This is a genomic window from Massilia aquatica, from assembly GCF_011682045.1.
GTDB lineage: Bacteria > Pseudomonadota > Gammaproteobacteria > Burkholderiales > Burkholderiaceae_D > Telluria_A > Telluria_A aquatica.
Window position 1 is genome coordinate 96,758 of sequence record NZ_VVIW01000005.1, and the last position, 21,525, is coordinate 118,282.

At 64.5% G+C, this 21,525-nt stretch carries 26 protein-coding genes; 15 read left to right on the forward strand and 11 right to left on the reverse strand.

Going from position 1 to position 21,525, the window contains the following annotated elements; genetic code table 11:
• The first annotated feature begins 12 nt into the window (after positions 1-12).
• Positions 13-1,014, forward strand: coding sequence for an aldo/keto reductase (locus F1609_RS11145; protein ID WP_370661617.1), 1,002 nt, complete (start codon positions 13-15; stop codon positions 1,012-1,014).
• A 29-nt stretch (positions 1,015-1,043) separates the two neighbouring features.
• Here F1609_RS11145 and F1609_RS11150 read toward each other — a convergent pair whose 3' ends face one another.
• On the reverse strand, positions 1,044-1,604 hold the full coding sequence (locus F1609_RS11150) for a putative metalloprotease CJM1_0395 family protein (RefSeq protein ID WP_167076510.1): 561 nt from the start codon (positions 1,602-1,604) through the stop codon (positions 1,044-1,046).
• An 83-nt stretch (positions 1,605-1,687) separates the two neighbouring features.
• Between F1609_RS11150 and F1609_RS11155 the strand changes: the two genes are divergently transcribed.
• Positions 1,688-1,855 (forward strand): hypothetical protein, encoded by a 168-nt coding sequence (locus F1609_RS11155; RefSeq protein ID WP_167076511.1) that lies wholly within the window; start codon positions 1,688-1,690, stop codon positions 1,853-1,855.
• A 5-nt stretch (positions 1,856-1,860) separates the two neighbouring features.
• Here the strand turns inward: F1609_RS11155 and F1609_RS11160 are convergent, their stop codons facing one another.
• From F1609_RS11160 to F1609_RS11175, 4 genes are read right to left on the reverse strand one after another with little or no spacing between them, the layout of a single operon-like run.
• Complete coding sequence (locus tag F1609_RS11160; protein ID WP_229421824.1) at positions 1,861-2,394, reverse strand: GNAT family N-acetyltransferase; 534 nt, start codon at positions 2,392-2,394, stop codon at positions 1,861-1,863.
• Positions 2,391-2,834: an acyl-CoA thioesterase gene (locus tag F1609_RS11165; protein ID WP_167076512.1), complete on the reverse strand. Its 444-nt coding sequence runs from the start codon at positions 2,832-2,834 to the stop codon at positions 2,391-2,393. Before F1609_RS11165 ends, F1609_RS11160 begins: the two co-directional genes overlap by 4 nt.
• 1 nt (position 2,835) lies before the next feature.
• Positions 2,836-3,792, reverse strand: a complete 957-nt coding sequence (gene hslO / locus F1609_RS11170; protein ID WP_167076513.1) for an Hsp33 family molecular chaperone HslO — start codon at positions 3,790-3,792, stop codon at positions 2,836-2,838.
• Positions 3,793-3,795: 3 nt separating this feature from the next.
• Complete coding sequence (locus F1609_RS11175) at positions 3,796-4,320, reverse strand: gamma carbonic anhydrase family protein (protein ID WP_167076514.1); 525 nt, start codon at positions 4,318-4,320, stop codon at positions 3,796-3,798.
• Between the two features lie 192 nt (positions 4,321-4,512).
• On the opposite strand from F1609_RS11175, the gene F1609_RS11180 reads away from it, so the two are divergent.
• On the forward strand, positions 4,513-5,673 hold the full coding sequence (locus tag F1609_RS11180) for a hypothetical protein (RefSeq protein WP_167076515.1): 1,161 nt from the start codon (positions 4,513-4,515) through the stop codon (positions 5,671-5,673).
• Positions 5,674-5,769: 96 nt separating this feature from the next.
• Here F1609_RS11180 and F1609_RS11185 read toward each other — a convergent pair whose 3' ends face one another.
• Positions 5,770-6,156, reverse strand: a complete 387-nt coding sequence (locus tag F1609_RS11185; protein ID WP_167076516.1) for a hypothetical protein — start codon at positions 6,154-6,156, stop codon at positions 5,770-5,772.
• 82 nt (positions 6,157-6,238) lie between these two features.
• Between F1609_RS11185 and F1609_RS11190 the strand changes: the two genes are divergently transcribed.
• The 11 genes from F1609_RS11190 (at position 6,239) to bamC (ending at position 14,489) form a co-directional block, all read left to right on the forward strand.
• A complete protein-coding gene (locus F1609_RS11190; RefSeq protein ID WP_167076517.1) occupies positions 6,239-6,457 on the forward strand; it encodes a hypothetical protein in 219 nt (72 codons plus the stop codon).
• A 250-nt stretch (positions 6,458-6,707) separates the two neighbouring features.
• Positions 6,708-6,959 (forward strand): AbrB/MazE/SpoVT family DNA-binding domain-containing protein, encoded by a 252-nt coding sequence (locus F1609_RS11195; RefSeq protein ID WP_167076518.1) that lies wholly within the window; start codon positions 6,708-6,710, stop codon positions 6,957-6,959.
• Positions 6,953-7,300, forward strand: a complete 348-nt coding sequence (locus F1609_RS11200) for a type II toxin-antitoxin system ChpB family toxin (protein ID WP_167076519.1) — start codon at positions 6,953-6,955, stop codon at positions 7,298-7,300. Before F1609_RS11195 ends, F1609_RS11200 begins: the two co-directional genes overlap by 7 nt.
• A 152-nt stretch (positions 7,301-7,452) precedes the next feature.
• On the forward strand, positions 7,453-8,328 hold the full coding sequence (locus F1609_RS11205; RefSeq protein ID WP_167076520.1) for an alpha/beta fold hydrolase: 876 nt from the start codon (positions 7,453-7,455) through the stop codon (positions 8,326-8,328).
• Positions 8,329-8,426: 98 nt separating this feature from the next.
• Positions 8,427-9,260, forward strand: a complete 834-nt coding sequence (locus tag F1609_RS11210; protein ID WP_167076521.1) for a 3',5'-nucleoside bisphosphate phosphatase — start codon at positions 8,427-8,429, stop codon at positions 9,258-9,260.
• 140 nt (positions 9,261-9,400) lie between these two features.
• Entirely contained in the window at positions 9,401-10,294 is an 894-nt protein-coding gene (gene htpX / locus F1609_RS11215; RefSeq protein ID WP_167076522.1) for a protease HtpX, read from the forward strand.
• Positions 10,291-10,926 (forward strand): L-threonylcarbamoyladenylate synthase, encoded by a 636-nt coding sequence (locus F1609_RS11220; protein ID WP_167076523.1) that lies wholly within the window; start codon positions 10,291-10,293, stop codon positions 10,924-10,926. The genes htpX and F1609_RS11220 overlap by 4 nt, the downstream gene beginning before the upstream one ends.
• Positions 10,927-10,957: 31 nt before the next feature.
• Positions 10,958-11,701, forward strand: a complete 744-nt coding sequence (locus F1609_RS11225) for a site-2 protease family protein (RefSeq protein ID WP_167076524.1) — start codon at positions 10,958-10,960, stop codon at positions 11,699-11,701.
• Between the two features lie 13 nt (positions 11,702-11,714).
• Positions 11,715-12,302, forward strand: coding sequence for a class I SAM-dependent methyltransferase (locus F1609_RS11230; RefSeq protein WP_167076525.1), 588 nt, complete (start codon positions 11,715-11,717; stop codon positions 12,300-12,302).
• 71 nt (positions 12,303-12,373) lie between these two features.
• Entirely contained in the window at positions 12,374-13,258 is an 885-nt protein-coding gene (gene dapA, locus F1609_RS11235) for a 4-hydroxy-tetrahydrodipicolinate synthase (RefSeq protein ID WP_167076526.1), read from the forward strand.
• A 61-nt stretch (positions 13,259-13,319) separates the two neighbouring features.
• The gene (gene bamC / locus F1609_RS11240) at positions 13,320-14,489 is read left to right on the forward strand and encodes an NlpB/DapX family lipoprotein (RefSeq protein WP_229421825.1); all 1,170 of its coding nucleotides are present in this window, start codon (positions 13,320-13,322) and stop codon (positions 14,487-14,489) included.
• A 154-nt stretch (positions 14,490-14,643) separates the two neighbouring features.
• On the opposite strand, the gene F1609_RS11245 is transcribed toward bamC, so the two are convergent.
• The 3 genes from F1609_RS11245 to F1609_RS11255 all read right to left on the reverse strand — a co-directional run bounded on the left by F1609_RS11245 (position 14,644) and on the right by F1609_RS11255 (position 16,892).
• Positions 14,644-14,922: a hypothetical protein gene (locus tag F1609_RS11245; protein WP_167076527.1), complete on the reverse strand. Its 279-nt coding sequence runs from the start codon at positions 14,920-14,922 to the stop codon at positions 14,644-14,646.
• 317 nt (positions 14,923-15,239) lie between these two features.
• A complete protein-coding gene (locus F1609_RS11250; RefSeq protein ID WP_167076528.1) occupies positions 15,240-15,719 on the reverse strand; it encodes a DUF7931 domain-containing protein in 480 nt (159 codons plus the stop codon).
• Positions 15,720-15,770: 51 nt separating this feature from the next.
• Positions 15,771-16,892 carry a cupin domain-containing protein gene (locus tag F1609_RS11255; protein ID WP_167076529.1) on the reverse strand — a complete coding sequence of 374 codons (1,122 nt, stop codon included), beginning with the start codon at positions 16,890-16,892 and terminating at the stop codon, positions 15,771-15,773.
• A 79-nt stretch (positions 16,893-16,971) separates the two neighbouring features.
• On the opposite strand from F1609_RS11255, the gene F1609_RS11260 reads away from it, so the two are divergent.
• On the forward strand, positions 16,972-17,517 hold the full coding sequence (locus F1609_RS11260) for an FKBP-type peptidyl-prolyl cis-trans isomerase (RefSeq protein ID WP_167076530.1): 546 nt from the start codon (positions 16,972-16,974) through the stop codon (positions 17,515-17,517).
• Positions 17,518-17,619: 102 nt separating this feature from the next.
• Here F1609_RS11260 and F1609_RS11265 read toward each other — a convergent pair whose 3' ends face one another.
• Both F1609_RS11265 and mutS read right to left on the reverse strand, forming a co-directional pair.
• The gene (locus F1609_RS11265) at positions 17,620-18,576 is read right to left on the reverse strand and encodes a hypothetical protein (protein ID WP_167076531.1); all 957 of its coding nucleotides are present in this window, start codon (positions 18,574-18,576) and stop codon (positions 17,620-17,622) included.
• Positions 18,573-21,242, reverse strand: coding sequence for a DNA mismatch repair protein MutS (gene mutS / locus F1609_RS11270; protein ID WP_167076532.1), 2,670 nt, complete (start codon positions 21,240-21,242; stop codon positions 18,573-18,575). Before mutS ends, F1609_RS11265 begins: the two co-directional genes overlap by 4 nt.
• Positions 21,243-21,525 lie beyond the last annotated feature (283 nt).

Sequence of the window (21,525 nt, forward strand, 5' to 3'; positions counted from 1 at the left end):
GAGGAGTTAGCTGTGATCAAAACGCGTACATTGGGAACGACCGGCTTGTCGGTGTCGGCCATCGGCATCGGTTGCATGGGCATGAGCTTCGCCTATGGCGGCGCCGAGGAGGCGGAGTCGATCCGCACCCTGCACCGCGCCGTCGACCTGGGGGTGACGATGTTCGATACGGCGGAAGTCTACGGACCCTACGCCAACGAGGAGCTGCTGGCGCGCGCTTTTCGCCAGCTGCGCGGCAAGCTGACCATCGCCACCAAATTCGGATTCAAGATCGGCGCGCAGGGGCAGGGCATGGAGCGGGTGACGGGGGTGGACAGCCGCCCGCAACATGTGCGCGCGGCGGTCGAGGGCTCGCTGGCGCGGCTCGGCGTGGAAAAGATCGACCTGCTGTACCAGCACCGCGTCGATCCGGCGGTGCCGATCGAGGAAGTGGTCGGCGTCATGGCCGATCTGGTCCGCGAAGGCAAGGTGCTGCATCTGGGTTTGTCGGAAGCCTCGGCCGACACCTTGCGGCGCGCGTGCGCGGTGCATCCGATCGCCGCGCTGCAGTCGGAGTATTCGCTGTGGAGCCGCGAGGTGGAGGACGAGGTGCTGCCGGCCTGCCGTGAACTGGGCGTGGGCTTTGTGCCTTACAGCCCGCTGGGACGGGGCTTCCTGACCGGGCAGCTGGGGTCAACCGAGGCGCTGGCGGCGGACGATTACCGGCGCGGCCTGCCGCGCTTCCAGGACGAGGCGCTGCGCGCCAACGCGGCGCTGGTGGCGCGCCTGGAACAACTGGCTGCCGCACGCGGGGCCAGCGCGGCCCAGCTGGCGCTGGCCTGGCTGCTGGCGCAGGGTGAGTACATCGTGCCGATTCCGGGCGTGCGCCGGCTGGCCAACCTGGAGCAGAACGTGGGCGCTGCGCAGCTGGTGCTGAGCGCGGCCGACGTGGCGGCGATTGGCGAGGCCGTGCCGCGCGGCGCGGTGCAGGGCGCGCGCTACAACCAGAAAGAGATGGGCATGGTCGGGCTGTAAGACCTCGGCGCGGCCGGTGCCGGCAGGCGTCAGGCGACTGCCATGAGCGACGGCGCCGCCCGGGGTGCGCTGTCGTAGGCGCGTTGCAGCGCCAGGCGGCGCGGGTCGGCGCTGTCCGGCGCGGCGCTGTCCGGCGCGGCGCTGTCCACACTGGCGGCCGATGGCGTTTGCGTGCCTGGTTCGGCGGCCAGTCCGGCGCGTGCCTGTTGTTCCATTTGCGCGGCCTGGGCGGCGACGGCGCGGTCCGCGCCCGACGGATCGGCCGGCGCCAGCGCGGCCGCCGCGATGGCGCGCGAGCGAGCGATGGTCTCCTGCGGTGTGGCGCCGGGCGAGGTATCGATCTGTACTTCGCCGCCGATGGCGTAGTTGACGCCATTCGGTCCGCGCTGGTAGGTATAGCTGGCGCCGGAGAGTGCCAAGCCACCGGCGGCGGCCAGGTGGGCCTGCTCGTGCTGGCGTACTTCGGCATCGCGCGACTTGAGCTTGTCGACCTGGGCCAGCGCCTCGGGCGTCAGTCCGGTGCGCGCAGGGGCCGGCCGCGCGCTGGTGGCGGCGGAAACTGCGCTGGCGCTGGCGGCGACGCTGCTCATGATGGGGCGCGTGTGGAGTTGCGGATGCCTTGATGATAACAAATTGATGGGCTGTGCATACGTCGCCTGCGCGCCGGCGTGGCATGATCAGGATCGAGGGCGGCTGCCATGCCGAACCGGGCAAGTTGAAACGCTATCCGGGGCTGTTCAGCAAATTCCCCGGTGCCCGGAATGCCGGTGTGGCGGTGGCCGAAGAGGCGTGGGCCTTCTTCAAGGACAAGCGCTCAGGCTTGCAGCCCATGCCCGCATAAGGGCGTCAGGCCGGCGCCAGGTCGAGCAGGTACAGCGCGCCGTCGACCTGCGCGCCGTCGACGACGGCAAGATTGGGCAAGTCGCGCGCGTGCACGAAGCCGCATTTGCGCAGCACCGCCGCCGATCCCCCGTTGGCGTGCGTGATCTCGGCGCGCAGTTCTTTCAGTTGCCAAACCGTGCGCGCCAGCCCGACCAGATTGCGCAGGGCGAACGTGGCCAGGCCCTTGCCGGTCTGGTCGCGCGCGATGCGGTAGCCCACTTCGGCCGATCCCTCGGCGCGGTCGATGCCCTTCAGGTTGGCGCGGCCGACGATGCGCCCGTTCTCATCGAGCAGCACGCACGGATGCCAGGCGCCGCTGGCATGGCCTTGCAGGTACTGCGCAATGTGGCGCGCCACGCCGCCGGGCGAATAGAAGCCCGGCTCGCGCGCTTCCACGTGGCGTTCGAACCAGGCGCGGTTGGCCAGTTCAAACGTCAGCAGGGCCTCGGCGTCACCCTGCGCGAGGAGGCGCATGGTGTGGGCGCAGGCGCCTGTCATGCCGATGCCGGCGCTGCGCTGGCGATGCTGGCCAGCACGGCGCGCACCGCGTCCGGCACGGGGACCGAACGGTTGCTGGCGCGGTCGACGTAGACATGCACGAAATGCCCTGCCGCCGCCGGCAGCGCGTCGTCGTTGCGGTACAGCGCCAGCTCGTAGCGCACGCTGGAGTTGCCCAGCTTGGCCACGCGCACGCCCACATGCACCGTGTCCGGAAAAGCGATCGAGCTGAAATACGAGCATCCCGTGTCGACCACCAGCCCGACCACGCTGTCGGCGTGGATATCGAGCACGCCGCGCGCGATCAGGAACTGGTTCACGGCGGTGTCGAAGAAGCTGTAGTAGACGACGTTGTTAACGTGCTGGTAGGCGTCGTTGTCCATCCAGCGCGTGGGAATGGCCAGGAAATGCGGGAACGCGGAGCGGGGCGAGTCGCGCATGTCAGTGCTTTACGTCGCTGGCGGCAATGAGCACTTCGACCGGCGTGTCGCCGACGAACAGCTGCGCGCAATCGACCTTGTCGAATGCGTAGTGCTTGCCGCAGAAGTCGCAGTCGATCGCCAGCTGGCCCAGTTCATCGAGGGCGCCGTCGACTTCTTCGCGTCCCAGCATCTTGAGCATGTTGCCGACTTTTTCGCGCGTGCAGCTGCAATGGAACTGCGGATGGGCCGGGTCGAACACGCGGATCGTCTCTTCCCAGAACAGGCGGTTCATCAGGGTCTGGATGTCGGTCGAGAGCAGTTCTTCCTGCTTCAGGGTCGAGGCCAGCATGACGGCGCGGTTCCAGGTCTCGAGTTCGTCGGCTTCGCTCTCTTGCTTGATCTGGTCGTCCTTGCCGCTGTGGCGCGGCAGCTTTTGCAGCAGCAGGCCGCGCGCGACGTTGTCGTCCGCCGCCAGCCACAGGCGCGTGTCGAGTTGCTCGGAACGCAGCATGTAGTTTTCGATGACGGTCGCCATGTCGTCGCCGTCGAGCGGCACGATGCCCTGGTAGGGCTGCTGGCCCGGCATCTTGTCGGCCGGGTCGAGCGTGATGACGAAGCGCGCCTTGCCGCCCGGGTTGAGCAGGTCGGTCAGGCTGGCGTCGTCGGCCACGCTGACGCCATCGGCCACCTTGGCGGTGGCACGCATGCGCAGCCCGGAATCGCATTCGACCACCAGCAGGCGCACCGGCCCGTCGCCGTGGATCTGCATGACGATGGCGCCGTTGAACTTGAGGTTGGCCGAGAGCAGGGCCGCCGCGGCGAGCATTTCGCCGAGCACCGTCTTGACCGCCGGCGGGTAGCTGTGGCGCTGCAGGATCTCGTGCCAGGTGCTTGAGATTTCGACGAATTCGCCGCGCACGGCGGCGTTGTCGAAGATGAATTTTTGCAGGGTATCTTTGTTATTGTCTGTAGTCATTGTTTATCCAATCTTTTTCAGTTGCGTCTTGAACAGCTGGGCACGCGCCACGTAGCTGGCGGCGCTGCCTTCGAGGCGCGCGATGTCGTCTTCGTCCAGGGTGCGCACGGCCTTGGCCGGGGCGCCGATGATCAGCGAGTAGTCCGGGAATTGTTTGCCTTCGGTTACCAGGGCACCGGCGCCGACCAGGCAACCCTTGCCGATCTTCGCGCCGTTCAGGATCACGGCCTGGATGCCGATCAGCGTGCCATCGCCCACGGTGCAACCGTGCAGCATGGCCTGGTGGCCGATGGTCACCTTGCTGCCGATGGTGAGCGGAAAGCCTATGTCGGTGTGCATGACCGTGCCTTCCTGCACATTGCTGCCGGCGCCGATGGTGATGCGCTCGTTGTCGCCGCGCAGCACGGCGCCGGACCAGACCGAGGTATTGGCCTCCAGCGTCACTTTGCCGATCAGGCTGGCCGAATCGGCGACGTAGGCGGACTCGTGAATCTCGGGCGCGTGCTCGCCCAGTTGGTAGATAGCCATATTGGTGTCTGGAAGCGTTGGAATGGCGCTATTTTACGCCGCCCCGGCGCTTTCGACGCGGCCTGGCTATTTCCAGCCGCGTCGAGGGGATGATGTTGGGCGTTTTCTTCTAATCACAAGGCGGGGCGGCGCAAACGTATTTGTTTCGCGTAGGATTGTTTTCTTTTCTGACACAATTACCTTGGAGGCATCATGCGATTGTTCGCTGTTGCGCGCCTGGCCGTCGCGCTGGCCACGTCACTGGCCATCTGCGGCGCGCTGGCGGCACCGGCGGCTGGCGCGGCTGATTTCACCACCACCGCTGGCTATGCCGACGCTTGCCGCGAAGTAGCGCGCGGGGCCGTTCCCAGGGATGACGATGCGCGCGTGGCCGCCGTCATCTGCCGCGACACGGCGCTGGTCAGCCAGATCGTGACCTGGGCCAGCGAAGGCATGAAGCGGATGGACAAGCAGCGCAAGCCCGAGGAATCCATCGTGGTCGAGGTGAGGAAGGAGATCGACTACGTGATCGCCGAACTCGGCGCCACGCGCAAGTTGCTGGCCCAGATCAAGCTGGGCAAGCGCAAGTCGCTGCGGCTGGCGCCGGCGCAGTGGGCGCGCGATATCGACGGCGATGGCACCGTCAAGCTGTGGGAGAAATACCTGTTTGCCCTGCCCAAGCGCGGTCAGCAGGGTTTCCGCGTGACGGCGCCGAGCAACGAGCAGGCCTACTACGACAGCGAATATAAGCTGGGCGCGGTCATCCGCGTCGACCAGAGCGATATTCTATGGTCGCTCTCGTACCATCATTTCATCGAGGGCATGCTGACCAATCTGCGTGCCTTCGAGCTGGACGACAAATTCGACGGCCTGATCCTGGCGCGTCCGGCATTGCTGAAAGCGGCGCACAAGTTGATCGGCGACGGCTTTGTATTATCGGGGAAAATGCGCCAGGAAGTGCTGGCCGAGACCGATGACGATGAGGAGTGGATCGGCAATCCGAAGCAGGCGGGCAGCGTGTTCCCGCTGCCGCTCGACGCGGCCGACTTTGCCAGCTGGGGGAGGATGCTCAAGGAGATGTCGGCACTGTGGCAGGGGCGTACCTTGCTGCCGGCCACGCAGGGCGGGCGCGGGATGCTGGCGGTCATGGCGCCTTTGTGTCCCGAGGGGAGCGGGCTGAACTTGGCTAAGTTGTATCTGCATCCGCCGGCGGCAGGTAGCGTCTACAGCTTCCACAATACCAGGCTGCCGGCGGGCAGTTGCCAGCGTATCGACAAGGCGCATCCGCTGTCGCCGCTGCCGCAGATGGCCGAGCAGGCCGCGAGCACCGATACGGGCATGGGATTTTTGCGGTATTTGTACTGGACTAACTGAGATGACGGATTGGGTCATGGCCTGCCTCTTTACCAGGCAACCATGTCGCATTGTCATGCAAGGAATTGATTGGTGAAATGGGCTATGACAGTACAGTTATTGACTGTGGACGATGACGATGACGAAACAGGCGTCGTGACAATGCTGATCGATGGCGTTGAAATAGCGGCCATGAATTGCCTTTGGCAAGGTAACAATGGTGCCGTCGGGCCCACGGCCGGATCGCAGTTCGAGCCGGCCTTTTCCTGCCTGTTCGATGGGTCCGGGCATGTGGACTGGAGATCCCTGTTCGCTGGAAATCCTGGCGCGGAAAAGCGTCTTCACCGCACAGGGCTGTGGTCGTACCGAGCCCTTGGCCAGATTGTGGAAATCGAAACGGACGATCATGCAGCGCTGGCCGACTGCGGGGGCTGTCTGATCCCGTTGCCCATCACAATGTCCGATCCTGACTGTGTTGGTGCCTACGTTGGATTTGATATTCAACGGCTTTCCGTCTCGGTTCGGTTGACTTCTGCGTGACACGTGCATACTGTGACACGAGAGATGCCGTTGTTGACAGCGGGCAATGAAACCAGCAGTAACGCGAACGACGCCAATGGGCATCCCGCTTCAATCATCGACTGCGACCAACGAGTCGGCCAAATTCCCTCAAACCGTCATGTTCCTGGGCGGCGAGGAGGTAATGAAGCGGAAAATCGAGACCAAACTCGACGTTCATGCACTCATCATGGAAGGATTTCCCGATGCAGTCATGACGTATCTGGTGCAGAACATCCCGGAATGACGGAATCCGGAATTCCTTCAAAAACGGTGGGTATAAGCAGACGCCCGTCGCCGCGCAAGAATGGTGTGCACAAGCTTCTGACCAGCGAGCAAAGCAGCAAAGCGTGGAATTTTGCCGAGTTAATGACCCAGGCACACTCGACACCCGCTTGCATCCGCCTGAATGAAGCGGGAAGGACAGAGCGCATGACCAACCTCTGCTTGACTAGTCAAATACGGTATCTACAATGTAGATACATAGTGTGGTAAAAATGGAATTATCCGTGCAGAAGTGGGGTAACAGCGCCGCAGTGCGCTTACCGACCGAGTTATTGAGCGTGCTCAAGGTGACTCTGGGTGACAAGCTGACCGTCAACGTGCAAGAGGACGGGGTGTTGCTGAAAGTAAAACGGCCTGTCTATGCGCTGGCCGATCTGGTGGCCCAGTGCGACCTCTCGGCACCCGAGCCACCCGATCTCGCCGCCTGGAGCAATATCAAGCCTGTCGGGCGCGAGGCGTGGTAAAACGCGTCAAATTCGGGCGCGGTGATATTGTCATGGTCAATCTGGACCCGACCGCAGGCCATGAACAAAAAGGGATGCGACCTGCGCTGGTACTGTCGACCAGCGTATTTAACGCCTTGGGCCTCGCTCTGGTAGCGCCGATCACGCAAGAAGGAGACTTTGCGCGGCATGCTGGTTTCGCTGCGCCCTTGAGTGGATCCGGCACGACAACCCAAGGTACTGCCTTGGTTAATCAGGTGCGTATGCTCGACCTGGAAGCGCGCGGCGCCAAGCGGGTGGAAACAGCGCCGGAGTTTGTCGTTGATGATGCGCTGGCACGCCTGCGCGCCATCATCGATTAAGCGACGATGCCCAGCCGCAGCGCTTGACCTCAAGCCCGCTTGCGGTTTTATCGTGGCATCGGTTGCTCCCGATCGATTGACGCAGCCGCAACGCATAAAAGGTTCTCCGGTATAATTCGAACGGTCGTTCTTTTTTATTCCCGAGTCCTCCCATGAAACCTTCCCGTTCCGAATTCCTGACCGTGCGCGGCTTGCGCACCCACGTGCGCCACTGGGGCAGGGAGGGCGCGCCCAAGCTGTTCATGGTGCATGGCTGGATGGATGTGTCGGCCTCGTTCCAGTTCGTGGTCGATTGCCTCCAGCAAGACTGGCATGTGATTGCGCCCGACTGGCGCGGCTTCGGGCTGTCCGAACGCAGCCACTCCGACACCTATTGGTTCCCCGACTACGTGGCCGACCTCGACGCCATGCTCGACCATTACGCGCCGGGCCAGGCGGTCAACCTGCTCGGTCACAGCATGGGCGGCAATGTGGTTGGTATTTACGCTGGCGCCAGACCCGACCGGGTGCGCCGCCTGATCAACCTGGAAGGCTTCGGCATGCCCGCCTCCAGGCCGGAAAAGGCGCCGGCGCGCTATGCCAAGTGGCTCGACGAGATGCGCGCGCCGCCGTCGCTGCGCACCTATCCGAGCCAGGCGGCGGTGGCGGCGCGCCTGCAAAAGACCAATCCGCGCCTGCTTGATGCGCGCGCGCAGTTCCTGGCGCAGCACTGGGCGGCGCAAAACGACGCCGGCGAGTGGGAAATCCTGGGCGACCCGAACCACAAAAAGCCGACCCCGCTCGGCTACCAGGTGGAAGAAGTGATGGCCTGCTGGTCGGCCATCAGCGCGCCGGTGCTGTGGGTCGAGGCCGAGGATACCAATATGTGGCAGTGGATGGGGCCGCGCGAAGAAGCGCGCATCGAGGTCGACCGCCGCCTGGGGCACCTGAAGACGGTCACTTCGCGCATGATGAAGGACGCCGGCCATATGCTGCATCACGACCAGCCGGAGCAGCTGGCGACGATGGTGGAAGCGTTTTTGGCGTAGCCGGGATGGGGCAAGCGGCCACGCGCCGCGTCAATCGCTCAGTGAGCGTACAATAAAGCCTGACCCAACCCGTTGCCGATCCCGAGCCTTGCCTGCGTATGCAAAATGTAGATCTCCATTGTCACTCGACCGTGTCCGACGGTGTCCTGGCGCCCGCCGCCGTTGCCGCCTACGCCCATAAAGCGGGGGTGGACGTCTGGGCCCTGACCGACCACGACGAAGTCGGCGGCGTGGCCGCCGCGCGCGAGGCCGCCGGCGCGCTGGGCATGCGCTTTGTGTCCGGCGTCGAAATCTCGATCACCTGGGCCAACCAGACCGTGCATATCGTCGGCCTGCAGATCGACGAGAACAATCCCGGCCTGGTGCAGGGCCTGGCCGCCACCCGCAGCGGACGCGATGCGCGCGGGCGCGAGATGGCCGCCCAGCTGGCCCGCGCCGGCATTCCCGGCGCCTACGAGGGCGCGCTCAGGTTCGTCGACAATCCCGACCTGATCTCGCGCACCCATTTCGCGCGCCATCTGGTCGAGTCGGGCGTGTGCGCCAACATCCCCGAAGTATTCCGTAAATATCTGGTCGAAGGCAAACCCGGCTACGTGCCACACCGCTGGGCCACCCTGGCGCAGGCGCTCGGCTGGATCCACGGCGCGGGCGGCGTTGCCGTGATCGCCCATCCGGGCCGCTACAAGCTCGGCATTGTCGGGCAGGGCGCCTTGTTCGATGAATTCAAGCAGCTCGGCGGCACCGCGATCGAGGTGGTTACCGGCAGCCATACGCCGGACCAGTATCCCTTGTACGCTGAAGAAGCGCGGCGCTACGGTTTCCTGGCTTCGCGCGGCACCGATTTCCATGCGCCGGGCGAGTCGCGCGTCGATTTTGCCGCCTTGCCGCCGTTGCCGCGCAGCGTCAAGCCGGTCTGGCACGACTGGTTTTAACGGCTTGTAAGGCAGCCGGCTTAAGCGGTCCTGAACAGCGCCGTCCCTGCCATGGCAAAGGCGGCGCGGCTCTTGTATTTGTCACGCACCAGCCTTATCTTATTCTCCTGTCCACCAATGCCGAAGCCGGGAGGCTTGCCATGAAGCGCGTTTTACTGTTCCTTGCCACTAACCTTGCCGTGATCCTGGTCCTGACCGTGGTGCTGAACCTGTTCGGCATCGGGCGCGGGGTCAATGCGTCGGGCATCAACATCGGCCAGCTGCTGGTGTTTTCGGCCGTGGTCGGCTTTACCGGCGCCATCATTTCCTTGCTGATGAGTAAAACCATGGCCAAATGGTCGACCGGCGCGCGCGTGATCGAACAACCCTCCGGCGCCGGCGAGTTGTGGCTGGTGAACACGGTGCGCAAGCTGGCCGAGCGGGCCGGCATCGGCATGCCCGAGGTTGCCGTCTACGATGGCGCGCCGAACGCCTTCGCCACCGGCGCCTTTAAAAATTCGGCCCTGGTCGCGGTCTCCACGGGCTTGCTCGAGAGCATGGACCGGGATGAAGTCGAAGCCGTGCTGGGCCACGAAATCGCCCACGTCGCCAACGGCGACATGGTCACGCTCACCCTGATCCAGGGCGTGGTCAATACCTTCGTGGTGTTCCTGGCGCGCGTGGTCGGCTACGTGGTCGACAAGGTCGTGCTGCGCAACAACGATCGCGGCCCCGGCATCGGCTACATGGCCACCGTGTTCGTCTGCGAACTGCTGTTCGGCCTGGTGGCCTCGATGATCGTCGCCTGGTTCTCGCGCCAGCGCGAATTCCGCGCCGACGCCGGTTCCGCCAGGCTGCTGGGCAGCCCGCGCCCGATGCAGCAAGCCCTGGCCCGCCTCGGCGGCCTGGCGCCCGGCGCCCTGCCGTCGCAAATGCAAGCCTTCGGCATTGCCGGCGGCGGCAAGGGCTGGGGCGCGCTGTTCTCAACCCACCCGCCGATGGAAGAACGCATCGCCGCCCTTAATAACCTGCCAGCGAACCTGCCTCCCGCATGAGCCAATTTTTCGCCATCCATCCCGACAATCCGCAGGCGCGCCTGATCAAGCAGGCCGCCCAGATCATCCACGCCGGCGGCATCGTCGCGCTGCCGACCGACTCGTGCTACGCGCTGGTCTGCCACCTCGACGACAAGGCGGCGGTGGACAAGCTGCGCCGCATCCGCGGCATCGATGAAAAGCACCACCTGACCCTGCTGTGCCGCGACCTGTCCGAAATCGCGGTGTATGCGCGGGTCGACAACCGCCAGTTCCGCCTGCTCAAGGCCGCCACCCCGGGGCCGTACACGGTGATCCTGGAAGCGACCCGCGTGGTGCCGCGCCGCCTGTCGCACCCGTCGCGCAAGACCATCGGCCTGCGCGTGCCCGAAAACGCCATCGCCCAGGCCCTGCTGGAAGAATTGGGCCAGCCGCTGCTGGGCACCACCCTGATCCTGCCCGACCGGGAGGGCGAGGGCGATGAATTGCTGACCGACGCCGACACGATCCGCGAGCGCATCGACAAGCAGGTTGACCTGATCATCGACGGCGGCGCCTGTTCGCTGGAGCCGACCACCGTGATCGACCTGACCGGCGACGACGTGGTGCTGGTGCGCCAGGGCCGCGGCGATGCCGCCGCGTTCGGACTCTGAACGCGCCCGCCGGCTCCCTTAGCGGCGCGCCATGAACAGCCCCGACGCGCTCGTGCGCAACGCGCTCATGTTCGGGATCCCGGTGCTGTATGCGCTGGCGCTGCACGAAGCGGCGCATGGCTACATGGCGCGCTATCTCGGCGACGACTCTTCGGCAAAGGAGGGGCGCCTCAGCCTCAATCCGCTGCGCCATATCGACCCCTTCGGCACCATCCTGCTGCCGATGCTGATGTACTGGCTGATCGCGCTGCCGTTCGGCTACGCCAAACCGGTGATGATCGAGTACGACAGCCTGCGCGAACCGAAGATAAAAAGCATGGCCTGGGTCGGGCTGGCCGGGCCGGCCGCCAACCTGGCGATGGGCGTGGCCTGGGCCATCGCCGGCCTGCTGCTGAGCGCGAGCGGCATGCACAACAGCTTTTTGCGCGGCATGGTGCAGGTCGGGGTGTCGTTCAACGCGGTCATGATCGTTGTGAACATGCTGCCGATCCCCCCGCTCGACGGCAGCAATGTCGTGGCCGGCCTGCTGCCCGAGCGGGTGATGCGGGCGCTGCCGAGCTTTCCCAGGGACGAGGTGCCGGTCTTGCCGGGTTTGTTGCCGCTGCGGCTGGCCAACTGGCTGACCTGGACCGACGTCGGCGGCGTGCTGCTGTTCTGCACCCTCATCGTGCTGATCAAGCTGCATGTGCTCGACAGCTTCATGCTCAAGGCGACCCAGATGGTAAGCTCGCTGTTTTCGCTGATCGCCTCGCCGATTTCATTTCTTCTGCATTGATAAAGGATTTCCGATGACCGACGCCCTCCTCGCCGCCGACGCTTCCCCCTGGATCGCCCGTTTCGCCCCGCTGGCGCGGCGCGGCGAGGCGCTTGACCTGGCCTGCGGCACGGGCCGCCACGCGCGCCTGCTGGCCGCGCTCGGCCACCCGGTGGTCGCGCTCGACCGCGACCCGGAAGCGCTGGCCGCCGCCGCCGGCCCCGGCATCACCACCATGGAGTTCGACCTGGAGGACGGCACCGTGCCCTGGCCGTTCGAGGAAGGGCGCTTTGCCGTCATCGTCGTCACCAATTACCTGCACCGGCCCCTGATTCCGGCGCTGGTGCGCAGCCTGGCGCCGGGCGGCCTGCTGATTTACGAGACCTTTGCAGGCGGCAACGAAGCCTTCGGCCGCCCGAGCAATCCGGCGTTCTTGCTGCACGAAGGCGAACTGCTGCGCCAGGCGGCGGCCCATCAGCTGCGCGTGCTGGCCTTCGAAGACGGTTTTACCAGCCTGCCGAAGGCGGCCATGGTGCAGCGCCTGTGCGCCTGCGGGGCCGATTTTGCCAGGGAGGACGCGCAGCTTGACGGGGGCGCGGCGGCGACCGAGGCGCGATTCTAGTCAACAATGAACCATTCGGGCGGGCGATCCGCTACAATCGGGGTTTTATCTACCAGCATAGTTACCTACATATGATCAAGGGCAGCATAGTAGCAATCGTCACCCCGATGCATGCAGACGGCAGTCTGGACCATCCGGGCCTGCGCAAGCTGATCGACTGGCACATCGCCGAGGGCACCGACGGCATCGTGATCGTCGGCACCACGGGCGAATCGGCCACCGTCAGCGTCGAGGAACACTGCGAACTGGTCAAGCTGGCCGTCGAGCACACCCGTGGCCGGATTCCGATCATTGCCGGCACCGGTGGCAATTCGACCTCCGAAGCGATCAAGCTGACCGAGTATGCCAAGGAAGTCGGGGCCGATGCCGCACTGGTGGTGGTTCCGTACTACAACCGTCCGACCCAGGAAGGCATGTACCTCCACTTCAAGGCCATCGCCGAAGCGGTCGACCTGCCGATCATCCTGTACAACGTGCCGGGCCGTACCGTGGCCGACATGAGCAACGACACCGTGGTGCGCCTGTCAACCATTCCGAACATCGTCGGCATTAAAGATGCGACCGGCAACATCGGCCGCGGGCTGGAACTGCTGCGCAATGTCGACAAGTCGTTCGCCGTGTACTCGGGCGACGATCCGACCGCGATCGCGCTCATGCTGTGTGGTGGCGCCGGCAATATTTCGGTCACCGCCAACGTGGCGCCGCGCGCCATGCACGAGCTGTGCGTGGCAGCCATGGGCGGCGACATCGCCCGCGCCGTCGAGATCAACAATACCGTCATGCCGTTGCACCAGAAACTGTTTATCGAGCCGAATCCGGTCCCGGTCAAATGGGCCCTGGCGGAAATGGGCCTGATGCCTGCCGGCATACGCCTGCCCCTGGCGCCGCTCGGGCAAGACTGCCACGACGCGGTGCGCGGCGCCCTGCGCGAAGCCGGCGTCCTACCACAGCCCTGACCCGCAAGGGTCGGATCATCCCAGACACCAGCTGCCTTTCAGCTTCTCATTCAGTAACGACATGACTATTCGCAATACATTAACAATGGCCAAGGCCCCGGCATTTTCTCCTGCAGCGACGCGCGGCCTGGTGCTGTCGGCGCTGATGGTCAGCCTGTCCGGCTGCGGCATGATCAGTTCCGTCATACAACAAGACAAGCTCGACTACCGTGGCGCCAAGAAGGCCGCCTCGCTGGACGTTCCGCCCGACCTGACCCAGCTCGAGCGCGACAACCGCTACGCGATCCCCGAAGGGCGCGGCGTGGCGTCGGCCTCGACCTACCAGCAGCCGAAGGGCACCACGGCGGCACCCGTCGCCGGCGGCCAAGTGGTCGCCGTGGCCGGTACCGAGGCCGTGCGCGTCGAGCGCAGCGGCAACCAGCGCTGGCTGGTGGTCAACCAGACCCCGGAGCAACTGTGGCCGCAGCTCAAGCAGTTCTGGGCCGATTCGGGCTTTACCGTGATCAGCGAGTCGGCCACCACCGGCACCATGGAAACCGACTGGGCCGAGAACCGCGCCAAGATTCCGCAAGACTTCATCCGCCAGTCGATCGGCAAGGTCTTCGATTCGCTGTACTCGACCGGTGAGCGCGACAAGTTCCGCACGCGCCTCGAGCGCACCCCGAACGGCACCGAAATCTACATCAGCCATCGCGGCGCCGAAGAAGTGCTGGTCGGTACGCAAAAGGATTCGACCACCTGGACCGTGCGCCCGAACGATCCGGGCCTGGAAGCGCAGTTCCTGAGCCGTTTGCTGGCCAAGCTGACCGGCGTGGCCGATATCAAGCCGGCCGAAGCGGCCGTGGCGGCGGCGCCGCAAGCGCCGCAAACGGCCAAGCTGCTGGGCGATTCGGTCGAAGTGGCCGAAGGGTTCGACCGCGCCTGGCGCCGTGTCGGCCTGGCGCTGGACCGGGTCGGCTTCACGGTGGAAGACCGCGACCGGGTGCAGGGCGTGTATTTCGTGCGCTATGTCGATCCGGATCTGGCCGAGAAGGAAGGTTTCCTGACCAAGCTGTTCAGCTTCGGCGCCTCGTCCGACAAGGCCAAGGAAGCGCAGCGTTTCCGCGTGGCGGTCAAGTCGGAAACGGGTGCGACGGTGAGCAAGGTGACCGTGCAGGGCAACGACGGCAAGCCGGAAACCTCGGCCACCGGCGCCAAGATCCTGAAACTGCTGAGCGACGAGTTGAAGTAAGCGTTTGCGCAAGCGTAAAAAAACCGGCCGAGGCCGGTTTTTTTACGTCCTGTGCGGGAGAGTGGCAAGTACCTTGCTGCGCAGTGCGCTACTTCACCAATTTCCAGGCGAAAAAAAACCGGCCCGCAGGCCGGTCTTTTTCAGATCGTGCTGATTAGTGCGCAGCCGATGCAGCAGCCGAAGCTGCGGTCGATGCGGCAGCCGAAGCAGCAGCAGCAGCGTCAGCCGCTACGGAAGCAGCCGACGATGCGGCGGCGGCTGCAGCAGCAGCTTCAGCTACTGGAGCTGCTGGAACGTCAGCTGCTGGTGGTGGGGTAACAACAGCTGGAGCTTCAACAGCTGGGGTAACTGGAGCAACTGGGGTTTCTTCTTTTTTGGTGCAAGCAGCCAGGGCTACGGCCAGCAGGGAGACGATCAGCAAAGATTTTTTCATGGGTTTTCCTTAGTTAATGCACTAAATGATGACAACGTATATTGCGATGAATAATTACCGGTAATTATCGCTCGTTAGGGAATTCTCGTTAGCTTTCGTACCTGTAATGGTGCTTGACAGACAACGGAAACTTCCTAACCCGATATTATAGCTAAATTTGGTGCTTCGCAATAGCACCATGATGCTTTTATGGAAGCTTTTTGCGAACTGGCAACATTCATGTTGCGATAAAAGGCATCTTTATGCTCATTTCATCGGCTAAATTGCTGCATCTCCGATTTATATTCTGATCAGCCTGTTTTGGGCCTTACAAACCCTTACAAACCAGTCGTGGTCGGATGTAACGTGGACACCGCCTCAAGCCAGATTGCCGAGAATCTTTCCTGGCTGAGCTCGGTAGCGGCCGGCGCATCGAAGGCCGCTTCCCCGCGCATGTGGTCGCTGTGAAAGCGGCGCACGATATGCGAGCCGTCGGCGATACAGAAGGAATCGGTCAGGTGATGCAGCGAACGCGCGGTGGCCCGCACCTCAATCTTGTGGTTGAAGTCGCGCAGCAGGCGCACGAAGCGCGGGTAGTGGCGCTCGATATGGGCGCTGTGATGCATGGCCAGCTGCAGGGCGCCGCCGCCGGCGAGAAAACCGCGCAGGGCGGCATCGGTCTCGGTGCTGCCCAGAGGGAACACCGAAAAGTCCGGATCGAACATCTTCAGCGTCAGGCGCGCGCGCCCCACGCAGTCGCGCAACTGCGCCTCGAATTCGGCGTGCGAGTTAAACTTGTGAACGGCGGCGTCGGTCATGGCAGTGTCCTTGTTAGCGTCAAGATCAGGCGTCAGGAGCAGGCTTCAGGATCAGGCGAGTTCGATCCATCCATCCTGGTACCAGGTGTACAGCGCATCGATCACATCGTCGGAGGCGCCGGCCACGGCCGCGCCGGGCAGCGCGCGTTCGTTGGCCAGCACGTCCAGCACGGCCTTGTCGGCGCGGCCGACCGCGAACGATTCGCCGTTGATGAACACGTGCTTGCCACGATATAGCATCTGCGACTTGAGCGAGAGCACCACGCCGCGCTTGGCGGCGGTCTCGGTAAAGCGCCCCATGGCCAGCAGCTTGGCCGGGCCGGTGAAGAACACATTGTGCTTCGGCTCCGACATGTGCTCGCCGACGAAAATGGTGATGTCTTCCTCGGTGAAGCGCACCTTGTTCATTTCTTCGGTGATGGCTTCGAGCATGTTGCGCGGGATTTCAGCCGGGTTCCTGGACACGTCCAGGTCCGGATCGGCGTAGCGGCCCGGCAGGTCGATCGAGTCGGCCATGAACTGCAGGAACGCTTCGCCCAGTTCCTGGTAGGACGGCGAGCGGAAACCGATCGAGTACGTCATGCACTCGCCCTCGGCCACGCCGTCGTGCGCGTAGTGGGGCGGCAGGTACAGCATGTCGCCCGGTTCGAGCACGAATTCTTCCTGCGGCTTGAAGTTTTTCAGGATTTTCAGCGGCTTGCCTTCGACCAGCGTCAAGTCCTTCTGCGCGCCGATGCGCCAGCGGCGCTTGCCGTGCGCCTGCAGCAGGAATACATCGTAGGAATCGAAGTGCGGACCGACTCCGCCGCCGTCGGTGGCGTAGCTGATCATCAGGTCGTCCAGGCGCGCGTCCGGAATAAAGCGGAACTGGCGCAGCAGCGCGTCGCAGCCCTTGTCGGCCAGGTTGGCGCCCTGCACCAGCATGGTCCATTCGCGCTGCGTGCGCGGCGGCAATTCGGTCAGCGGACCGTGCTGCATGCTCCAGTCGCCGTCGGCCTGGGTGATCAGGCGCGATTCGACATGGTTCAGCTTGGCCAGCGCGGCCAGCGCATCGAGCTTGAGCAGGGGCTTGAAGCCGGGAATTGCCTGGCGGATCAAGAGCGGTTTCTTGTGCCAGTAATCGCGTAAAAACTGGGCGGGCGTGATATCGCCCAAGAGCGTTAATTTTTTCATGCGACATTATAACCAAGTCCGAAACAGGGCAAGGCGGCGGGGAGGTATAATCCGCCAGTACACACTGAAAGGAAGCACTATGAAGATTGCCAAAAACACGGTCGTAACGGTCAAGTACAAATTGTCCGACGCGCAGAACAATCTGATCGAAGACGGCAGCCAGCCGATGGTCTATCTTCACGGCGGCTATGAAAATACGCTGCCGAAAATCGAAGAAGAACTCGATGGCAAAGAAACCGGCTACGCCTGCGTTCTGCAGATCGAACCGGACGACGCGTTCGGCGACTACGACTCGGCCCTGGTCAAGGTGGAAGCGCGCGAGCGCCTGCCGGAGCCGCTCGAAGTCGGCATGCAGTTCGAAGGCATGCCCGATGGCCCGGACAGCGATGAAGAAACCATGATCTTCACCGTCACCGACATCGCCGACGACAAGGTTGTCCTCGACGGCAATCACCCGCTGGCCGGCATTGCGCTGCGCTTCGAGCTGGAAGTAACCGACGTGCGCGAAGCGCTCGACGTCGAAATCGCGCACGGCCACGTGCACGGCGCGCATGGTCACCACGACCATGACGACGAAGATGACAGTGCCGAAGGCGACCATTTCCGCAGTCATCCGGTGCATTGATTCCGCGCAGGCGGGGCGCTCTTGTGTTTGAGTTGCGTCTGCCCCGCCTGCCCCGCCTCCACTCCGTGCGGCGCCCGAGTTGATCTCCGGCGCCGCATTTTTTTACGGCTTCTGAAGCAGGAACATCTTCTCGCTGCCCGGCGCCACGCGCATGCGCAGCACGCTCGATCCCACGCTCACATGTCCCAGGTTGCCGCGCCACGCGATGGCCGGCGCCGGTCCCGCCGGAGGCGCGGTATCGACCAGCAGTACCTTGCCCGCAAATTTTTGCGCCGCCGCCAGCACCTGGTGGCGCGCCGCCGCGTAGCCGTCCTGGCGGCTCTCGCCTGGTCCCAGCATGGCCAGGAGGCCCGGTTTTTCGCTGTGGATCTTCATGTCGCCTTCGGTAAACAACACCACCGCATCGAACTTCTTGCGGTGGGCCGTGCCGAACACGCGCTTGAGCCAGAAACGGTTGGCCACGGCGCGGTCTTCGAACTCGCTGTTGCGGCCCGCTTCGGGGCGGTAGTGATTGTTATCCGAGGGCAGGTTCATGGTCGCGTACAGCACGTTGCCGACCACCCAGTGCGCATTCTCGGCGTAGCTGCGGAACTGCGAACTGGTCGACAGGCGCAGCAAGGGCAGGCTGCGCTTGCCGAGCGACTCGGCGTCCGGATAAAACAATTCGCGCATGCGGTTCAGGCGGTCCACCGCCACCTGGCTGCCGGCGCCGTTGGTGCAGCCGCTCCAGTCGCTGGCGGCGGGCGTGACGATCATCGGCCGGCGCGCCTCGGCGAACAGGTCGCGCCGCTGCGTGTACAACTCGTCGCTGCACGGCTCGCGCTCGGCCTTGATGCCGGTGGCGACGATAAACGCCACCGCGCCATCGTCGCTGGCGGCGATGGCTTGCTCCAGCTGGGCCTCGCTGCCGCCATCGCTGAAGCGGTGGCCGATGATGGCGAACTGGTAGGGCGCCGGTCCCTTGGCGGCGGCCGCCTTGCCTTGCGCGGCACTCGCGCCCGGCGTGGCCGACAGCAGCGCCGCGCACAGCAACGCGGCCAGTGGCGCGGCGCGCATCATGGCGCGGCCAGGCGCTTGAGTTGGTACAGCTGCTCGAGCGCTTCGCGCGGGCTCAAGGCGTCGGGATCGATGGCGGCCAGGGCGTCGAGCAGGGCGTCATTGGCTGCATCGTGCGATGGCGATGGCGCGGGCGCCACGTCCTCCGGTTCCACGCACGGCAGCGCGAACAGGTCCAGCTGCGGCGTGGTGTCGAGCGCCTGCGATTCGAGCCGCGCCAGGTGCTTGCGCGCGGCCTTGATCACCGCCTGCGGCACACCGGCCAGCTGCGCTACCTGCAAACCGTAGCTTTGCGACGCCGGCCCGGGCTGCACCGCGTGCAGGAACACGATGCTGTCTTTATGCTCGACCGCCGACAGGTGCACGTTGGCAGCGCTCGGGTGGCTTTCGGGCAGTTGCGTCAGTTCGAAATAGTGGGTCGCGAACAGGGTGAAGCTGCGGCTGGCGTCGATCAGGTGGCGCGCGATGGCCCACGCCAGCGCCAGGCCGTCGAAGGTCGAGGTGCCGCGTCCGACTTCATCCATCAGCACCAGCGACTGCGCAGTGGCGCCGTTGAGGATCGCCGCCGATTCGGTCATCTCCACCATGAAGGTGGAGCGTCCGCCGGCCAGGTCGTCGGTGGCGCCGATGCGGGTGAAGATGCGGTCGATCGGACCGATCGTCGCGCTGGCGGCCGGCACGTAGCTGCCGATGTAGGCCAGCAAGGTGATCAAGGCCACCTGGCGCATGAAGGTCGATTTACCGCCCATGTTCGGCCCGGTGATCAAGAGCAGGCGGCGCTCGTCGTTGAATTTGCAGTCGTTGGCGATGAAGCGCTCGATCTGGTTTTCCACCACCGGGTGGCGGCCTTCGCAAATGACCAGGCAAGGCTCGGCCACCAGCTGCGGCGCGCACCAGTTGTGCTGCAGCGCGTGCGTGGTGAGCGCGGTGAGCGTGTCGAGCTGCGCCAGGCCCTGCGAGATGGTCTGCAGGGTGCCGATGTGCGGCGCCAGGTCGGCCAGCAGCTGGTCGTACAGGATTTTTTCGCGCACCAGCGCTTTGTCTTGCGCCGACAGGGCCTTGTCCTCAAACACCTTCAGTTCCGGCGTGATGTAGCGCTCGGCGTTTTTCAGGGTCTGGCGGCGGCGGTAATCGTCCGGCACCTTGTCGGTCTGGCCGTGCGTGACTTCGATGTAAAAGCCGTGCACCTTGTTGTACTCGACGCGCAGGTTGGCGATGCCGGTGCGGGCGCGCTCGCGCGTTTCCAGGTCGACCAGGAACTGGCCGGCGTTTTCGGACAGGCCGCGCAGTTCGTCGAGTTCGGCGTCGAAGCCGCGCGCGAACACGCCGCCGTCGCGCACCATGGCCGCAGGTTCAGGAGCGACTGCGCGCTCGAGCAGGTCGAGGCAGATGGCGGGCGTGGCCAGCGCGGCGTGGATGGTGGCCAAGAGGCTTTCTTCGCCGGCGATGAAGGCTTGCTGCACCGAGCGGCGCAGGGCTGGCAGCTGGCGCAGGCCGTCGCGCAGGCTGGCCAGGTCGCGCGGACGCGCCGAGAGCAGCGCAATGCGGGTGGTGATGCGTTCGATGTCGGGCACCTCGGACAAGGTGGCCGAGAGGGCGCCGGCGGCGTCGCTTTGCGCCAGCGACGCAATCGCCGCGTGCCGGGCGCGCGCCACGTTCTGGTCGCGCCGCGCGTGGTGCAGCCAGTGGCGCAGCAGGCGCGAGCCCATCGCCGTGCGGCAGTGGTCGAGCAAGGAAAACAGGGTAGGCGACTCCTGGCCGCGGATGGTTTCGGTCAGCTCCAGGTTGCGCCGGGTGGCGGCGTCGAGGCCGATGAATTCATTTTCGGTTTCGGTCGACAGGCTGCGCACGTGCTGCAGGCCGCGGCCCTGGGTCGACTGGGCGTAGCGCAGCAGCGCGCCGGCCGCGCCAAAAGCGGCGCCCAGGCCGTCGGCGCCAAAGCCGGTGAGGGTGGCCACGTTCAGTTGCTCGAGCAAGGCCTTGTGGCCGCCGACGACATCAAAATGCCAGTCCGGCACGCGCTGGGTGTGGGCGGTGCCGTCGTCGTCGAACAGGTCGGCGCCATCGGCGCGCAGGATTTCGGCGGGGGCGATGCGTTCGAGTTCCTGTTGCAGGCGCACGCCGACGGTGCGGCTGTCGCCGGAAAACTCCATCAGTTTCAGGCCGCCGCTGGCCAGCGACAGCCACGCGAGACCGGTGGTGACGACCTTGCGCTGGCTGATCATGCACACGGCCAGCAGGGGGCGTTCGGCTTTCTCGGGCAGGAGGTCGGCGTCGGTCAGGGTGCCGGGGGTGACCACGCGCATGACCTTGCGCTCGACCGGGCCCTTGCTGGTGGCCGGGTCGCCAATCTGTTCGCAGATGGCGCACGACTCGCCCAGCTTGACCAGCTTGGCCAGGTACGGGTCGAGCGAGTGGAACGGGATGCCGCACATCTTGATCGGGTTGCCGTTCGAAGCGCCGCGCGCGGTCAGGGTGATGCCGAGGATGCGCGCGGCCTTTTCGGCGTCGTCGTGGAACAGCTCATAGAAGTCGCCCATGCGGTAGAACACCAGCATGGTCGGGTACTCGGCCTTGATGCGCAGGTATTGCTGCATCATTGGCGTGTGTTTTTCCGTCGGGCCGTTCTTGATGGCGGCGGCGTTGATTTCGGTCGGGGGTGTGGTCATGTGGTTTTTTGTCGTTGAGGCCCGGCAGGTCTGGTAAATAGTCGGCCAGGGTGCGACGCGGCGCTGCGTTGTCGTTAAGGGCGCCATTTTACCGCTTTCGTGCTGGAGTGCAGGAGCAATGCGCGCCGATTCAGGACGAATCACGGGCCGAGAATTGACGATTGGCGAATTCGAGCGGGGAAATTTAGTCAGAACAGCGCTGTTTCAGGCATCAATATGAATAGTTGCCTGTGAACGGATATCACGTCTACCCAAATCGCTTCGAAAATCAAGTAGAAGTATC

What these genes read in the sequence shown, in the direction of transcription:
- F1609_RS11225 (WP_167076524.1), top strand. Translation starts at nt 10,958, where the DNA reads ATGAACAGCCCCGACGCGCTCGTGCGCAACGCGCTCATGTTCGGGATC.
- F1609_RS11190 (WP_167076517.1), top strand. Translation starts at nt 6,239, where the DNA reads ATGAAACCAGCAGTAACGCGAACGACGCCAATGGGCATCCCGCTTCAA.
- F1609_RS11260 (WP_167076530.1), top strand. Translation starts at nt 16,972, where the DNA reads ATGAAGATTGCCAAAAACACGGTCGTAACGGTCAAGTACAAATTGTCC.
- F1609_RS11210 (WP_167076521.1), top strand. Translation starts at nt 8,427, where the DNA reads ATGCAAAATGTAGATCTCCATTGTCACTCGACCGTGTCCGACGGTGTC.
- F1609_RS11250 (WP_167076528.1), bottom strand. Translation starts at nt 15,719, where the DNA reads ATGACCGACGCCGCCGTTCACAAGTTTAACTCGCACGCCGAATTCGAG.
- F1609_RS11155 (WP_167076511.1), top strand. Translation starts at nt 1,688, where the DNA reads ATGATCAGGATCGAGGGCGGCTGCCATGCCGAACCGGGCAAGTTGAAA.
- dapA (WP_167076526.1), top strand. Translation starts at nt 12,374, where the DNA reads ATGATCAAGGGCAGCATAGTAGCAATCGTCACCCCGATGCATGCAGAC.
- F1609_RS11160 (WP_229421824.1), bottom strand. Translation starts at nt 2,394, where the DNA reads ATGACAGGCGCCTGCGCCCACACCATGCGCCTCCTCGCGCAGGGTGAC.
- F1609_RS11195 (WP_167076518.1), top strand. Translation starts at nt 6,708, where the DNA reads ATGGAATTATCCGTGCAGAAGTGGGGTAACAGCGCCGCAGTGCGCTTA.
- F1609_RS11165 (WP_167076512.1), bottom strand. Translation starts at nt 2,834, where the DNA reads ATGCGCGACTCGCCCCGCTCCGCGTTCCCGCATTTCCTGGCCATTCCC.
- F1609_RS11180 (WP_167076515.1), top strand. Translation starts at nt 4,513, where the DNA reads ATGCGATTGTTCGCTGTTGCGCGCCTGGCCGTCGCGCTGGCCACGTCA.
- F1609_RS11265 (WP_167076531.1), bottom strand. Translation starts at nt 18,576, where the DNA reads ATGATGCGCGCCGCGCCACTGGCCGCGTTGCTGTGCGCGGCGCTGCTG.
- hslO (WP_167076513.1), bottom strand. Translation starts at nt 3,792, where the DNA reads ATGACTACAGACAATAACAAAGATACCCTGCAAAAATTCATCTTCGAC.
- F1609_RS11230 (WP_167076525.1), top strand. Translation starts at nt 11,715, where the DNA reads ATGACCGACGCCCTCCTCGCCGCCGACGCTTCCCCCTGGATCGCCCGT.
- F1609_RS11220 (WP_167076523.1), top strand. Translation starts at nt 10,291, where the DNA reads ATGAGCCAATTTTTCGCCATCCATCCCGACAATCCGCAGGCGCGCCTG.
- F1609_RS11255 (WP_167076529.1), bottom strand. Translation starts at nt 16,892, where the DNA reads ATGAAAAAATTAACGCTCTTGGGCGATATCACGCCCGCCCAGTTTTTA.
- F1609_RS11245 (WP_167076527.1), bottom strand. Translation starts at nt 14,922, where the DNA reads ATGAAAAAATCTTTGCTGATCGTCTCCCTGCTGGCCGTAGCCCTGGCT.
- F1609_RS11175 (WP_167076514.1), bottom strand. Translation starts at nt 4,320, where the DNA reads ATGGCTATCTACCAACTGGGCGAGCACGCGCCCGAGATTCACGAGTCC.
- mutS (WP_167076532.1), bottom strand. Translation starts at nt 21,242, where the DNA reads ATGACCACACCCCCGACCGAAATCAACGCCGCCGCCATCAAGAACGGC.
- F1609_RS11150 (WP_167076510.1), bottom strand. Translation starts at nt 1,604, where the DNA reads ATGAGCAGCGTCGCCGCCAGCGCCAGCGCAGTTTCCGCCGCCACCAGC.
- htpX (WP_167076522.1), top strand. Translation starts at nt 9,401, where the DNA reads ATGAAGCGCGTTTTACTGTTCCTTGCCACTAACCTTGCCGTGATCCTG.
- bamC (WP_229421825.1), top strand. Translation starts at nt 13,320, where the DNA reads ATGACTATTCGCAATACATTAACAATGGCCAAGGCCCCGGCATTTTCT.
- F1609_RS11205 (WP_167076520.1), top strand. Translation starts at nt 7,453, where the DNA reads ATGAAACCTTCCCGTTCCGAATTCCTGACCGTGCGCGGCTTGCGCACC.